Genomic DNA, 15352 nt, shown 5'->3' with positions numbered 1-15352 from the left:
GGATGGCCGCTGCCGTGTTGCTGCTGGCCGCCTGCGGCCGTGGCGTGACCAGCACGCCGGGCGATGCGCCGAATCTCGAGAAGTGGGTGGAAGGCGAACGTGCCCGGCCGGCGCAGCCGCTGGAACCGTTGCCTGTGATGCAGCAGTTCGAGACCTTCGAATACTCCGCGCAGGGCCTGCGTGATCCGTTCACCGATGCCTGGACCAATCCGCAGGGGAATGGCGGATTGCGGCCGGATCCGAACCGGCGCAAGGAGCCCCTGGAGGGCTTCCCGCTGGACGCACTGGACATGGTCGGTACCATCGGCACCGGCGGCGGCACCGTCGCACTGGTGATGGGGCCGGACAAGGTGACCTACCGGGTGCGCCCGGGCGGTTACCTGGGGCAGAGCGACGGGCGGGTCACTGCGGTCTTCGAAGACCGTGTGGAGCTGATCGAACTGGTGCCGGATGGCGCGGGTGGCTGGCTGGAACGGCCGGCAACGCTCTCGCTTGAAGATCAATGATCGTTTACTGGGGATAGCACGATGACCTTTCACCAAGCCAAGGGGCTGCGTCCCAACCGGCGCTCTACCTTGAACCGTGTCAGCGCGTTGGGAGTCGCGCTGATGCTGGCCTGCGCTCCGGCGCTGGCCGCCGCACCGGCGGAGAAGCCGGTGGGCACCACCGTCGCACCGGCCGCGGCACCGGCCGGCCTGTCGGTGGCCAAGATCGATTTCAAGCGCGGCGATGATGGCGCGGGCCGCCTGATCGTGCAGTTTGACGGCCAGGGCGCGATCCCGGACCTGCGCACGCAGGGCAACAGCGTGGTGGTCGACGTGGGCAATGCCCGCCTGCCGGCCAACCTGCAGAAGCCATTGAACGTCGTCGACTTCGCCACGCCGGTGCAGCGCATCGACGCCAAGCCGTCCGGCGCCGGCACCCAGCTGGTGCTGAGCACCGGCGGTGCGGTGGAGTCGCTGGCCTACCAGAGCGGCAACGAATACGTGGTGGAGATCAGCGCGCGGCAGGCTCCGGCCGCCGTCGGTGCAGTGACCGCCGGCAGCGTCACCCAGGCCGCAAAGGCCGTCGGCCAACGTGGCTTCACCGGCAAGCCGGTGACCTTCAACTTCCAGGACGTGCCAGTGCGCACCGTGCTGCAGTTGATCGCCGAAGAGTCCAACCTCAACGTGGTGGCCTCCGACTCGGTGCAGGGCAATGTGACCCTGCGCCTGGTCAACGTGCCGTGGGACCAGGCACTGGACATCGTGCTGCGTGCCAAGGGCCTGGACAAGCGACGCGATGGCAGCGTGATCTGGGTCGGCCCGCAGGCAGAGCTGGCCAAGTTCGAGCAGGAGAAGGAAGACGCGCGCATCGCCATCGAGAACCGCGAAGACCTGGTGACCGATTACGTCCAGATCAACTACCACAGCGCCACCCAGATCTTCAAAGCCCTGACCGAAGCCAAGGGCATCGGCGGTGGTGGCGGTGGTGGCGCAGGTGGCGGTGGTGGTGGGTCGTCGCAGGAGGAGAGTGGCTTCCTGTCCGGCCGTGGCCGCATCGTTGCCGACGAGCGCACCAACACGCTGATGATCAGCGACATTCCGAAGAAGATCGCGCGCATGCGTGAGCTGATCAACGTGATCGACCGCCCGGTCGACCAGGTGCTGATCGAAAGCCGCATCGTGATCGCCACCGATACGTTCGCGCGTGAGCTGGGCGCGCGGTCGGCATCAGTGGCAGCCGCGACAACGCCTACTTCAGCGGCAATCTGGAAGCCAACGAGGCAACCCGCAAATCGCAGGTCGAAGCCAATGCGACCAACGCCAAGGCCTACCGCGACTGGCTGGCCGGTGGCAGTACGGGCCCGGCGCCGGTGCCGGTCGGCTCGGCAATCACCCGTGGCCTGAACTGGGCCATGCCGGCGGCGTCCACCAACCCGGCAGGCTCGCTTGCGCTGTCGATCCTCAATGCCGGCTACCTGCTGGACGTCGAGCTGTCGGCCATGCAAGAGGAGTCGCGTGGTGAAGTGATCTCCAACCCGCGCGTGGTCACCACCAACCAGCGCGAGGCCCTGATCAAGCAGGGTAAGGAAATCGGCTATGTGACCATCAGCGCCGGTGCGGGCGGTGTCGCTACGCCGAACGTGCAGTTCAAGGAAGTGGTGCTGGAACTGAAGGTCACCCCGACTATCACCAACGACAACCGCGTGTTCCTCAACATGCAGGTGAAGAAGGATGAAGTGGACCGGCTGATCCAGCTGGAAGGCTATGGCACCGTGCCGTCGATCAACCGCCGCGAAGTGAACACCGCAGTGCTGGTCGAGGACGGGCAGACCGTGGTCATCGGTGGTGTGTACGAGTTCACCGACCGCAACAGCATCAGCAAGGTTCCGTTCCTGGGCGATGTACCGTTCCTGGGCAACCTGTTCAAGAAGCGTGGCCGCAGCAAGGACAAGGCCGAGCTGCTGGTGTTCGTTACCCCGAAGGTGCTGCGCGTAGCCAGGCAGAACTGAGCCAGCGCACCCGCGACACGAAGAAGGGCCGCCATGTGCGGCCCTTCTTCGTTCATGCCGGACGTAATCCGCGGATGATCCGGTAGATCCACGCCCTGCGTGGAGGAGAGGCCCGTTCAGCCGTTCTTGATGCCAATCGCAGGGCACCCTGCGATGATGTGGGGAACCCGTGCCGTCCCGCGCCGGTCAAAGGCCCCCATGAACCTGCCACCGCCGATGCCCGAAACCGCCTCGCCGCCGCCCGCGCCGGCCGCCTCCCGCCTGCATGGCGCCTTCAACCAGTTGCGCGACGCGCTGTCGGCCGAAATCGTCGGCCAGGCGGCTTTGGTCGAACGCCTGTTGATCGCATTGCTGGCCGACGGGCACCTGCTGGTGGAGGGCGCCCCGGGACTGGCCAAGACCACGGCCATCCGCGCACTGGCCTCGCGCCTGGAGGCGGATTTCGCCCGCGTGCAGTTCACCCCCGACCTGCTGCCGGCCGACCTGACCGGCACCGAGATCTGGCGCCCGCAGGAAGGGCACTTCGAATTCGTACCCGGCCCGATCTTCCACCCGATCCTGCTGGCCGATGAAATCAATCGCGCGCCAGCCAAGGTGCAGTCGGCACTGCTGGAAGCGATGGGCGAGCGCCAGGTCACCGTTGGCCGCCACACCTATGCGTTGCCGCCGCTGTTCCTGGTGATGGCCACGCAGAACCCGATCGAGCAGGAAGGTACCTTCCCGCTGCCGGAAGCGCAGCTGGACCGTTTCCTGATGCACGTACGCATCGGCTATCCGGACCAGGCCGCCGAATCGGAGATCCTGCGGCTCGCCCGCGAGCGTGCCCGTGGCGCACTGGGCGAGGCGGCACCCGCACCGGAGAAGCTGCCGATGCAGGATGTGTTCGACGCCCGCCGCGAAGTGCTGGACCTGCACATGGCGTCGGCGCTGGAGCGCTACCTGGTCGAACTTGTGCTGGCCTCGCGTGATCCGTCGCGCTATGACGCCGGCCTCGGGCGCCGCATCGCCTGGGGCGCAAGCCCGCGTGGTTCCATCGCGCTGGAACGCTGCGCCCGTGCACGCGCCTGGTTGGCCGGCCGTGACTTCGTCACCCCCGACGATGTGCGTGCGGTTGCCGCCGACGTGCTGCGCCATCGCGTGCTGCCCAGCTACGAAGCCACCGCCGAAGGCTGGGATGGCGAACGCCTGGTGCAGGAGCTGCTGGCCCGGGTGCCGGCACCCTGAGCCCGCGCATGACCGATCCATCCCTGGAAGCCGCATCCACCGTCAGTGATGGCGACGGACTGCGCCCGCACCTGTCCGAACTGGTGGCCCTGCGCCGGCTGGCACAGCGGCCGCCGCCGCCACGCCGTGGCCGTGCAGGCAACGCCGGGCAGGCGCCGTCGCCGCTGCGTGGGCGTGGCATGGAGTACGCCGAGTCACGCGAGTACGTGGCCGGTGATGATGCACGACATATCGACTGGCGCGTGACCGCGCGGACCGGCCGTGCCCATACCAAGCTGTTCCAGGCCGAACGCGAGCGGGTAAGCCTGATCGTGGCCGATACGTCGCCGGCGCTGTATTTCGGCACCCGCGTGCGATTCAAGTCGGTGCAGGCGGCACGCGCGGGCGCCGTCGCCGCGTGGTCGGCGCAGCGTCGCGGTGACCGCGTGGGTGCCCTGCGTGGCAGTGATCGCGAAGCGCCGATTGCACCTGCGGGTGGGCCGCGTGGTGTACTGCGCGTGCTCGACGCACTCACCCGCTGGTATACACAGCCGCCCGCCGACGATCTCGGCCTGGAACGCGCGCTGGACCATGCCGCCCGCGTGCTGCGCCCCGGGGCGCGCATGCTGGTGCTGGCCGATCCGCAGCAGGCCGCGCGGATTCCCGTCGTGCGCTGGAGCGCGCTGGCCCAGCACCATGACCTCAGCCTGGTGCTGCTGGTCGATCCCCTCGAACTGCAACCGCCGTCGGCGGCCCTGCAGTTCCAGACCGCGCAGCAGCGCATTGGCCTCGACCTGCGTCGCAGCGAGGTGCAGGCGCACTGGCAGGCGCACTTCGTCGAACCACTGCAGGCGCTGCGCCGCCAGCTCGGCGCACGCCGCGTTGACGTGCAGGTGTTGTCCACCGATGCGTCCAGCGACGCCTGGTTGGCACCACCGGTAACCGAGGTGCCGGCATGAGCGCCAACCTTCCGCTACGCGATGTGCAGTTGCCGCCGGCACCGTCGTGGTGGCCGCCGGCCCCCGGCTATCTGATGGTCGGTGGCGCGGTGTTGCTGGTGATCCTGGCGCTGGCCCTGCTGTGGTGGAAACGCCGCCGTCGTCGCCAACGCTGGTTGCAGGCGTTCGACCAGGAGCTGACCACCACCGCCGATGCCGCCGCGGAACTGGCGGCGATCGCCGGCCTGCTGCGTCGCGCCGCGCGACAGGCACAGCCCGGCAGTGAATCCCTGCGTGACGATGCCTGGTGGCAGCGCGTGGATCCGAAGGGCACGTTGCCGGATGCGCGCCGCAACCTCCTGGCCGAAGGTGCCTATCGTCCCCGCGTGGACGCCAGCGAAGTGGCGGCCGTGCGTAGCTGGGCGCGCGAGCGCTACCTGGCGATGCTGCTGGAGCGCCGCCGATGAACCTGCTGGCAAGTTACTGGCCATGGCCGGACCTGCAGCTGGCGTGGCCGCTGGCCCTGCTGGCGTTGCCGCTGCCACTGCTGATGCGCTGGTGGAAGCGTCGTGCCGATCCCGGCGCTGCGCTGCGCGTGCCCTATGCGGCGACGGAACTGGAAGCGCTGGCCGGTGGCGGCCGCGTTGATGTTTCGTGGCTGCGTACGCTGCTGTTGTGGCTGGGCTGGTGCGCGCTGTGCGTCGCACTGGCTCGCCCGCAACAGCTGGGCGAAGCGATCACGCCACCGCAGCAGGGCCGGCAGATGATGCTGGCGATGGACGTGTCCGGCAGCATGGGCGAGGGCGACATGGTGCTGGGTGGGCAGGTGGTGGATCGCCTCACCGCAGCCAAGGCCGTGCTGGCCGATTTCCTGGATCGCCGTGCCGGCGATCGCATCGGCCTGCTGATCTTCGGGGACCGTGCTTATACGCTCACGCCGCTCACTGCGGACCTGGCCAGCGTGCGCGACCAGCTGCGCGACAGCGTGGTCGGCCTGGCCGGGCGCGAGACGGCCATCGGTGATGCCATCGGCCTGGCGGTGAAGCGCCTGCGCAGCCAGCCGGAAGGGCAACGTGTACTGATCCTGCTGACCGACGGCGTCAGCAATGCCGGCGTGCTGGAACCGCTGCGTGCGGCCGAAGTCGCGCAGGCTGAAGGGGTGCGCATCCACACCGTCGCGTTCGGTGGTGATGGCAGCATGCGCTTCCTCGGTATTCCGATTTCCGCTGACCAGGACCCGGTCGACGAGGCCACGTTGAAGAAGATTGCCAGTCTGACCGGTGGCCAGTTCTTCCGCGCACGCGATACCGCGCAGCTGGCCGGCATCTACGCCGAACTGGATCGTCTGAAGCCGATCGCTGCGAAGGGGCCGAGCCTGCGCCCGCGCGAGGAGCGCTATGCGTGGCCATTGGGCCTGGCCTTGCTGCTGGGGGCATTGGCATGGGTGTGGCCGGAGCGCCGTCGATGATCGCGTTGGCATCCCACCTTCCCGACTGGAATGCACTGCACTTCCTGCGCCCGGAATGGCTGTGGGCTTTGCTGGCCTTGCCGGTGATTCTCGCCGTGGCACTGTACCGGCAGCGGCGCAGCGATGCGTGGCGGCAGGCGGTGGATGCGCACCTGTTGCCGCATCTGCTGGCCGCCGGTGCTCGCCGTCGCGTGCGGCTGCCATTGGCAGTGCTGCTGGGTTGGACGCTGGCAGCACTGGCGATGGCGGGGCCGAGCTGGCGGCAGCAGGCACAGCCGATGTTCCAGCCCAGCGCACCGCTGCTGATCGTGCTGGATCTGTCCAGCCGCATCACTGCCACCGACCTGCCACCGTCGCGCCTGCTGCAGGCAAGGGCCAAGGTCGGCGAGCTCCTGCGTGCACGCAAGGGTGGGCAGGTGGGGCTGGTGGTGTACGCCGAAGATGCCTACACCGTCGCGCCGCTGACCGATGACGGCAGCAACGTCGCGCTGTATCTGGATGCCTTGTCGCCGGATGTGATGCCGCGTGATGGCCAGCGTGCCGACCGTGGCATCGACTGGGCCACGCGGCTGATGCGGCAGATCGCTGCAGCGCAGGGACAGATCCTGCTGGTCACCGATCAAGCCGATGGTGAAGCTGCATTGGCGGCCGCGCAGGCACGTGGGCTCGGCCTGCAGGTGTCGGTGCTGGGGCTCGGTACACCGGCGGGTGCGGCGTATCGTGACGACAGCGGACAGATCCGCCAGGCTGCGCTGGACGAAGGTCGCCTGCGTGCGGTGGCCACGGCAGGTGGCGGTCGCTATGCGCGCATCACCGCCGATGGCAGTGACCTGCGCGCACTGGGTGTGCTTGATGCACGCGAAGGTACTGCGGCGCAGCGGCCCGGCGAGGGCAGGCAATGGCGCGATGAAGGATTCTGGCTGCTGCCACCGGTGATGCTGCTGGCGCTGCTCGCCTTCCGCCGCCGCGCGCTGCTGGCCGCAGTACTGGCGGTGGGCCTGCTGCCATGGATGGGGGATGTGCAGGCGCAGGCAGCTCCAGCGCCCGCTTCGCCGCCATCGCAGGGCACGCTGTGGAAGCGCGCCGACCAGTTGCAGCACCAGCGCCTGGCCGACGGCGTGCAGGCCTATCGCGCGGGCGACTTCGCCACTGCGCGCAAGCAGTTCGAGGGCATCGACAGTGATGCGGGCTGGTACAACCTGGCCAACACGCTGGCGCGCCAGGGCAGCTACGACGAAGCCATCGCCGCCTACGACCGCGCGCTGGCGCTGCATCCCGGCATGGCCGATGCGGTCGCCAACCGTGCCGTGGTTGATGCCGCACGCAAGCGCAAGCAGTCGGGGGGGCGGGGCCAGGACCAGCAGAAACCGCAGCAGAACGGGCAGCAGAAGCAGCAGAACAATTCACAGGGCCAGCGGAACCCGCAGGGCCAGCAACCGCAGCAGGGCCAGAAGGATCCAGGACAGGGTCAGCCACCATCTCAGCAGGGCCAGCAGGGGCAGCCCCAGGCGGGTAACGACGACGCGCAGTCGGCGCCTCAGCCCGGTGAGCGTGGCCGCGATGGACAGCAGGCGCCACCACAGGTGGAGGATGCCAAGGCGCAGGCCCAGGCTGATGAGCAGCAGCGCCAGCGCATGCAGCAGGCGATGCAGCAGGCACGTGAGGGCAAGGGCGAACAGGATGGCAAACCCGTGCCAGGCAGTGACGGCACTACTCCGCGCCAACGCGAGGAGCAACAGGCGGTCGAGGCGTGGATGCGACGCGTGCCGGATGATCCGGGCGCATTGCTGCGGGCCAAGTTCCAGCTGGAAAACGAGCGCAGGAAGAGGGAAGGGCGATGACGCGGGCGATCAACATGCACGGGCATTGGCCCCGACAGGTACTGGCGGCGCTGCTGCTGTGGCTGCCGCTGCTGGCCTGGGCGCAGCCGCGCGCGTGGCTGGACCGCGACCGCATCGCGATGGGCGACACGGTCACGCTCAATGTCGAGAGCGACCAGGGCGCCCCTGACTTCACACCGTTGCGTACCGACTTCGACCTCAGCGGGCAGACCAGCAGCCGCCAGGTGGAGTGGAGCAACGGCAGCATGCAGCAGCGCAACCTGTATGGCGTGGCGCTGACGCCACGGCGTAGTGGTGCACTGGTGGTGCCGGGCCTGCAGGTGGGCAGCGTCCGTACCGCGCCGCTGACCCTGCAGGTGGATGCCGCTGCCGTGGCCGGCCCCGACAGCAATGCGGTGGCATTCATCGAAACCGTTGTCGATGACGAAACGCCGTATGTGCAGCAGAGCGTAGGCGTGGTGGTGAGGCTGTTCTTCGCCTCTCAGCTGGCCTCTGGCGAACTGGTGCTGGATACCCCGGCGGGTGCGTCGCTACAGCGGGTAGGCGATGACCGCACCGATGTGCGGCAGGTCAACGGCCGCCGCTACAACGTGGTCGAGCGCCGCTTCCTGCTGATCCCCGAGCGCAGCGGTGCACTTCGGCTGGCCGGTGCGCGCTTCAGTGGGCGCAGTGCCGGTGGCTTCTTCGACGACTTCTTCGGCGGCGGCGACGGCCGCATGAATGCCACCGGCGCCGATCGCACGCTGCAGGTGCAGGCGCAACCGGCACAGGCGCCGCAGCCATGGCTTCCGCTGCAAAGCCTCCAGCTGCGCTACACCAGTGCGCCGACCAGCGCCCGTACCGGTGAGGCCGCCACTGTGGTGGTCGAGGCGATTGCCGAAGGGGCAACCCGCGCACAGTTCACCGACCTGCCGGTGCCGGATCTGGGCACCCATGCGCAGGTATTCGCCGAACCTGCGCAGTACGAAGAATCGTTCAATGGCAGCACGCCGCGGCTGAAGATCACCCGCCGCTACTCGATCGTGCCGCGCCAGCCAGGCTCGCTGGTGGTGCCGGGGCCGCGCCTGCCGTGGTGGGATGTGCGCGCAGGCAAGGCGCAGGAAGCGAAGCTGCCGGACCTGACACTGGCTGTCGCAGCCGGCAGTGGCGGTGGCAGTGCTTCACCTGCGCCGCTGCCGCCGATCGACACCGATGCTGCGCTGCCGGGTGGCGATGGCCAGGACAGCCGCATCGCCGCGACCGATCCGCGCGCCAGCGGCCTGGCCGAACGCCCGTGGCCGTGGATGGGCGCGGCCATCGGACTGGCGCTGCTGTGGCTGCTGACCCTGTTGTGGGGCTGGCAGCGAGGCCGCCGACCGCGTGCGGCGACGCCTGCAGCCGGCAGGCCCTCTGTGCCGACTGTGGCGCGCGGACGTGCCGGCCTGACCGAGCTGCGCCGCACGCTGGATGGCGAAGGCTTCGATCAGGTGGAAGCGCAGCTGTGCGCGATGGCCGGGGTTGAGCGCATCGAGCAGGTCATCGCGCGGTTGGATGACCCTGGCCAGCGCCAGGTGCTGCAGGACCTGCAGCAGGCACGCTGGGGCGGGCAGGGCGATCTGGCATCGCTACGCGCGCGTCTGCGCGAGGTCTTCCGTGACGGACCGCACTGGTCGGCGGCTACCGGCGCCGCTGACACTGGCCTGGCGCCGCTGTATCCAACGCGGCGAACCTGAACCGGCGCCGCTTGCGCGCTTTGTTAGAGTGCATTCATTTTTCGAGGAAACCCGCGCATGACAGCAGCTGCTGCCGACAAGAAGAAGTTGCCCCTGCATTGGAAGATGGGCATCGGCTTTGCGATCGGCCTGATCCTGGGACTGATCGTGCACGCCCTGGGCGGCAGCGTCGATGGTCTGCAGGCCGGTGCCAAGTGGGTAATGGACTACATCACCACCCCGGCGTCGGGCCTGTTCCTCAACCTGATCTTCATGCTGATCGTGCCGCTGATCTTCTCGGCGCTGATCATGGGCGTGTCGGAGATGGGCGACATCCGCGCCCTTGGCCGCATCGGCTGGAAGACCCTGGCGTATACCGTGCTGCTGTCCGGCATTGCCGTGGGCATCGGCCTGGTGCTGGTCAACCTGCTCAAGCCGGGTGCCGGCGTCGATCCGCAGGTCGCCGCGATGATGCTCTCGGAGAATGCCGAGCGCAGCAAGGAAATCGTTGCTGGCATCCATGGCACGCCGAAGGGCATGGACATGCTGCTGTCGATCGTGCCGAGCAACGTGCTGCAGGCCGCGTCCGACAACGGCGCGATCCTGTCGCTGATGTTCTTCGCGCTGATGTTCGGCATCGGCATGGTGCTGACCGACGATGAGAAGGTCGCGCCGCTGCGCCGCGCCATCGAGGGCGTGTTCGAAATCTCGATGACCCTGATCAACCTGGTCATCCGCCTGGCCCCGTATGCGGTGGCCTGCTTCATGTTCAACCTGGCCGCGCTGTTCGGCTTCGAGCTGATCATCCGCCTCGGTGCCTACGTGGGCGTGGTGGTGCTGGCACTCGGCCTGCACATGATCGTGACCTACGGTACCGCCGTGTGGCTGTCCGGCCGTTCGCCGCTGTCGTTCTTCCGCGATACCCAGGAAGCGACGGTGATGGCGTTCTCCACCGCCTCCAGCAACGCCACCCTGCCGACCGCGCTGCGCGTGGCCGACCAGATGGGCCTGCCGCAGCGCGTGTCGCGCTTCGTGCTGACCGTGGGCGCCACCGCCAACCAGAACGGCACCGCGCTGTTCGAGGGCGTGACGGTGATCTTCCTGGCCCAGTTCTTCGGCGTGGACCTGAGCATCGGCCAGCAGATCATGGTGATGGCGGTCTGCATCCTCGGTGGCATCGGCACCGCCGGCGTGCCGTCGGGCTCGCTGCCGGTGGTGGCGATGATCTGTGCGATGGTGGGCGTGAACCCGCTGGGCATTGGCCTGATCCTGGGCGTGAACCACTTCCTGGACATGTGCCGTACGGCGCTGAACGTGACCGGCGACCTGGCCCTGACCACCCTGGTGGCCAAGGGTGAATCGCACGACGGCCCGGCGCTGGGCCCGCAGCAGGACTGAGTCCAACGCCACCGCTGGCGACCTGATCGGGGTCGGATTCCTTTCCGCAAGGAAAGGGCTCCGACCCCGCTTCACATGCGGAATCCGGGGGAGATGACGACGTTGCCGGCCAGCGGCCGGCACGACCGGGCAAGGTGAACCGACCCCCCGCCCGGCGACTATGGGACAATAGGCCGCCCGCACGTCCGCGGCCGCCTCCCGATTCCGACAGAACCATGACGCAGCCTACCCGTCGCCAGTTGGCCAACGCCATCCGCTTCCTTGCCGCCGATGCGGTTGAAACCGCAAAGTCCGGCCACCCCGGCATGCCCATGGGCATGGCCGACATCGCCGAAGTCCTCTGGAACGACTATCTCCGCCATAACCCGAGCAACCCGCACTGGTTCAACCGCGACCGTTTCGTGCTGTCCAACGGCCACGGTTCGATGCTGCAGTACGCGCTGCTGCACCTGAGTGGTTACGACCTGCCGATCGAGCAGCTGAAGCTGTTCCGCCAGCTGGGCAGCCACACCGCCGGTCACCCGGAGCGCCACGAGACCCCGGGCGTGGAAACCACCACCGGCCCGCTGGGCCAGGGTTTCGCCAATGCCGTGGGCTTCGCCCTGGCCGAGAAGCTGCTGGCACAGCGCTTCAACCGCCCGGAGCTGGAAGTGGTCGACCACCGCACCTGGGTGTTCATGGGCGATGGCTGCCTGATGGAAGGCGTGTCGCATGAAGCCGCTTCGCTGGCCGGTACCTGGGGCCTGCACAAGCTGGTCTGCTTCTGGGACAACAACCACATCTCCATCGACGGCAACGTCGAGGGCTGGTTCACCGACAACACCCCGGAGCGTTTCGAGGCCTATGGCTGGAACGTGGTGCGCGATGTCGATGGCCATGACCCGGAGAGCATCAAGGCCGGCATCGAGGCCGCGCTGTCGCAGAGCGACAAGCCGACCCTGATCTGCTGCCGCACCACCATTGGCTTTGGTTCGCCGAACAAGGCGGGCAAGGAATCCAGCCACGGCGCACCGCTGGGCAAGGACGAACTGGAAGCCACCCGCAAGCAGCTGGGCTGGGAATACGGTCCGTTCGAGATCCCGCAGGCGATCTACGACGGCTGGCGCGCCAACGGCGCCGGCACGCTGCGCCAGGCCGAATGGGAACAGCTGTTCGACAAGTACGCCAGCCAGTACCCGGCTGAAGCGGCCGAACTGACCCGCCGCTCGCATGGCGAACTGCCGGCCGACTTCGTTGCCAAGGCCGATGCCTACATCGCCCAGGTGGCCGCCGAAGGCCCGACGATCGCCTCGCGCAAGGCGTCGCAGCTGGCCATCGAAGCCTATGCACCGCTGCTGCCGGAAATCGTCGGCGGCTCGGCTGACCTGGCGCACTCCAACCTGACCCTGTGGAAGGGCAGCAAGTCGGTTGCCAGCGACGACGCCAACGCCAACTACGTGTACTACGGCGTGCGCGAGTTCGGCATGACCGCCATCGCCAACGGCCTGGCCCTGCACGGTGGCTTCATTCCGTTCGACGCCACCTTCCTGGTGTTCAGCGACTACGCCCGCAACGGCGTGCGCATGAGCGCGCTGATCCCGGCCCACGCCATCCACGTCTACACCCACGACTCGATCGGCCTGGGCGAAGACGGCCCGACCCACCAGCCGGTGGAGCACCTGGCTTCGCTGCGCTACATCCCGAACAACGACGTGTGGCGTCCGTGCGATGCGGTCGAGTCGGCGGTGAGCTGGAAGGCTGCGATCACCCGCCAGGACGGCCCGAGCTGCCTGGTGTTCAGCCGCCAGAACCTGCCGCACCAGCCGCGCAACGCCGAGCAGATCGCCCAGATCGAGCGCGGTGGCTACGTGCTGGCCGACGCTGCCGGTACCCCGGACGTGATCCTGATCGCCACCGGTTCGGAAGTCTCGCTGGCCACCGAAGCCAAGGCCCAGCTGGACGCGGCCGGCCTCAAGACCCGCGTGGTCTCGATGCCGTCCACCGACGTGTTCCTGCGCCAGGATGCGGCCTACCGTGAATCGGTGCTGCCGAACGCCGTGCGCAAGCGCGTGGCGGTGGAAGCCGGCGTCACCGGCTTCTGGCGCCAGTTCGTCGGCCTGGACGGTGCCGTGATCGGTATCGACACCTTCGGTGCCTCGGCCCCGGCCGACCAGCTGTACAAGCACTTCGGCATCACCACTGCCCACGTGGTGGAAGCGGCCAAGTCGCTGTAAGCAGCTTCGCGACGTAATGAGGAAAGGCCGGCGCACGCCGGCCTTTTCTTTGCCGCAGGAAAAAGGGGACGGAGGGGATTAAGTCGTTTGTGCACATGCGACTTAATCCCCTCCGTCCCCTTTTCTCAGGCGGTGCGCGCCAGTGCCAGCCGCAGGAGGCGCGCGTCCAGGCGCTCGGCGAAGTCCTTCGGTGCCTGCAGGCCCATGCGCTGCAGGTACACCGCATCGCCGTCGCCTGCCGGTTGGCGCAGCGCTGCCCAGACGGTACGCAGCTTGCCGGCGCGGGTCTGCGTATTGGCCTTCAGCCAGGCCAGCGCCTTCACCAGCACCTGCTCGATCTCGTTGAAATCGCTGCCCAGCGGATAGTCGGGCAGGCTGCCATCGGCGCGGAACGGGGCCAACGCCGCTGCCAGCGCCTGCGGCGTGTTGCGCTGCTGGCGCGCCGGATCCGGTTGCGCGGCCGCCAACAGCTTGCGCGAGGCCTGCGCCTGCTGCAGCAGCTCACCCTGGAACGGCGCCTCGGTGATCGCGGTCATTGCGTGCACGCAGTCCTCGTCGGTCAGCCCGCGCAGGTCGGCGATGCCGTATTCGTTGAGGTAGATGTCACGCAGGTGGCGCGGGATGGTGGTGTGCCCGTAGTTCCAGCGCACGTTGGATGCGCGCTGGCCCTTGTCATCGCGCGCGGCGCGGAACATCAGCACGCTGCGCGCTTCCGGCAGTGCATGTGCCATCGCCACGAAGTTGTACTGGCCGCCCACACCGGATACCACGCGTCCATCGTCCAGCGCGTCCGACACCGCCGCGCCCAGCGCGGTGGCCATCATGCAGGAGTTGAAGAAGCGCGCATGGCGGCGCTGCAGGCGTTCCAGCGTTTCGTTGCCGCCGTACAGCTGGTTGATCTCGCTGATGCGGCGCATGCCGATCGCGCGGCATTCGTCTTCCGGCAGCGTGCGCAGCCACTCGTAGAATTCCGGCGAGCCCAGGTAGAACGCGCCGTGCAGGTACTCACCCTCGGCGGCCAGGGTGGCGTGGTCGATCGACAACGTGCTGCCGTTCTCGATGCGCTGCATCAGCGCCAGGTCGTCGTGCACCTTGCGCTTGATCACCCCGGTCTGCACCAGCCGGCGGAAGCCTTCGTTGAGCATCTCGCTGCAGCCGTACAGGCCCACCTCGAACGGATCCAGTCCGCCGATCTCCTGCACCAGCGGGTGGCTGGCAAGCTGTGGATCCAGCGCATGCAGCACGCGGCGGTAGCGCGCGTTGTCGGTGTGGCGCAGCACCAGCGCATGGCTGAGCGCGTCGGCCAGCGTGCCGATGCCGATCTGCAGGGTGCCGCCGTCGCGCACCAGCGTGCTGGCGTACAGGCCGATGGCGTAGTCGGCATCGCCCACCGGCTGCCGCGGCAGCCCGAACAGCGCCGGGTACGGCGGCGGCGGGGTGATCACCAGATCGAAGAACGACACATCGACCGTGGCCGAGCCGCCCATGTAAGGCAGCTGCGGATCGATCTCGGCGATGAGCAACGGGCGCGGCAGCCCGCGCGCGGTCATCGCATCCAGCGTGTCCTGGGTGATGTCGTTGTTGCACGACAGCGAAAGCCGGCGATCGTTCGGCCGCATCGCCACCTTCTGCACGATCACCTGCGGCGCGCGTTGCGCGACCGCATCGGCGGCGTGGGTGTAGTTCAGGCTGGTATAGCTGGACTGCGCCTGGCGCGAACCGAGCAGGGCGCCGGACTGCATGTAGAACTCTTCCACCTGCACATGTGCCGGCAGCGCATCGCGCGCGATCGCATCGGCATAGGCCAGGCGCGGGAAATCGTCGCCGAAATGGCGCTGCGCGAACGGCGCCATGAAGCGCGCTTCCAGGCCGTTGCCGCGCGCCTTCGGCGGGTTCAGCGACAGCGCGGTATACAGCTGCAGCGGTCGCGATGGATCGTGCTCGACGCGTGCATAAAGGGCATTGAGCAGCCGATGCGGCTTGCCCAGTGCCAGCGGTGCCCCGATCCGCAGCGGCCCGTCCACGCGCGCAAACAACCAGTCGACGGCGGCGTCCAGGTCGGTGAGGTGTTCGGTCATGCGCGGCGGTCCTGCGTGTGGGGGAGTG

10 protein-coding genes and 1 pseudogene are annotated in these 15352 nt (G+C 68.2%); 10 read left to right on the top strand and 1 reads right to left on the bottom strand.

The features are described from left to right. Positions 1-2: 2 nt before the first annotated feature. The 10 genes and pseudogenes from AC5P6X_RS20625 to tkt all read left to right on the top strand — a co-directional run bounded on the left by AC5P6X_RS20625 (position 3) and on the right by tkt (position 13246). A complete protein-coding gene (locus AC5P6X_RS20625) occupies positions 3-506 on the top strand; it encodes a pilus assembly protein PilP (RefSeq protein ID WP_044571441.1) in 504 nt (167 codons plus the stop codon). 21 nt (positions 507-527) lie between these two features. Continuing rightward, positions 528-2494 (top strand): annotated as a pseudogene (locus AC5P6X_RS20620) (type IV pilus secretin PilQ). A 198-nt stretch (positions 2495-2692) separates the two neighbouring features. Continuing rightward, entirely contained in the window at positions 2693-3718 is a 1026-nt protein-coding gene (locus AC5P6X_RS20615; protein ID WP_049450468.1) for an AAA family ATPase, read from the top strand. An 8-nt stretch (positions 3719-3726) separates the two neighbouring features. Beyond that, positions 3727-4656 (top strand): DUF58 domain-containing protein, encoded by a 930-nt coding sequence (locus AC5P6X_RS20610; RefSeq protein ID WP_049450467.1) that lies wholly within the window; start codon positions 3727-3729, stop codon positions 4654-4656. Next, a complete protein-coding gene (locus AC5P6X_RS20605) occupies positions 4653-5102 on the top strand; it encodes a DUF4381 family protein (RefSeq protein WP_049450466.1) in 450 nt (149 codons plus the stop codon). Before AC5P6X_RS20610 ends, AC5P6X_RS20605 begins: the two co-directional genes overlap by 4 nt. Continuing rightward, a complete protein-coding gene (locus tag AC5P6X_RS20600; protein WP_495215590.1) occupies positions 5099-6103 on the top strand; it encodes a vWA domain-containing protein in 1005 nt (334 codons plus the stop codon). Before AC5P6X_RS20605 ends, AC5P6X_RS20600 begins: the two co-directional genes overlap by 4 nt. Then, on the top strand, positions 6100-7944 hold the full coding sequence (locus tag AC5P6X_RS20595; protein ID WP_108270669.1) for a VWA domain-containing protein: 1845 nt from the start codon (positions 6100-6102) through the stop codon (positions 7942-7944). The genes AC5P6X_RS20600 and AC5P6X_RS20595 overlap by 4 nt, the downstream gene beginning before the upstream one ends. Further along, positions 7941-9656, top strand: coding sequence for a BatD family protein (locus AC5P6X_RS20590; RefSeq protein ID WP_049450463.1), 1716 nt, complete (start codon positions 7941-7943; stop codon positions 9654-9656). The genes AC5P6X_RS20595 and AC5P6X_RS20590 overlap by 4 nt, the downstream gene beginning before the upstream one ends. A 57-nt stretch (positions 9657-9713) precedes the next feature. Then, a complete protein-coding gene (locus AC5P6X_RS20585; protein WP_024958479.1) occupies positions 9714-11033 on the top strand; it encodes a dicarboxylate/amino acid:cation symporter in 1320 nt (439 codons plus the stop codon). Between the two features lie 215 nt (positions 11034-11248). Further along, on the top strand, positions 11249-13246 hold the full coding sequence (tkt, locus tag AC5P6X_RS20580; protein WP_005410847.1) for a transketolase: 1998 nt from the start codon (positions 11249-11251) through the stop codon (positions 13244-13246). 125 nt (positions 13247-13371) lie between these two features. Here tkt and AC5P6X_RS20575 read toward each other — a convergent pair whose 3' ends face one another. Continuing rightward, positions 13372-15324, bottom strand: coding sequence for an acetyl-CoA hydrolase/transferase C-terminal domain-containing protein (locus tag AC5P6X_RS20575; RefSeq protein WP_049450461.1), 1953 nt, complete (start codon positions 15322-15324; stop codon positions 13372-13374). Between the last annotated feature and the right edge of the window lie 28 nt (positions 15325-15352).

It is taken from the genome of Stenotrophomonas sp. YJH_SMC_40 (assembly GCF_059368615.1).
Note: the sequence above shows the minus strand (reverse complement) of the source record. Positions and strands in the feature narration are given on the sequence as shown.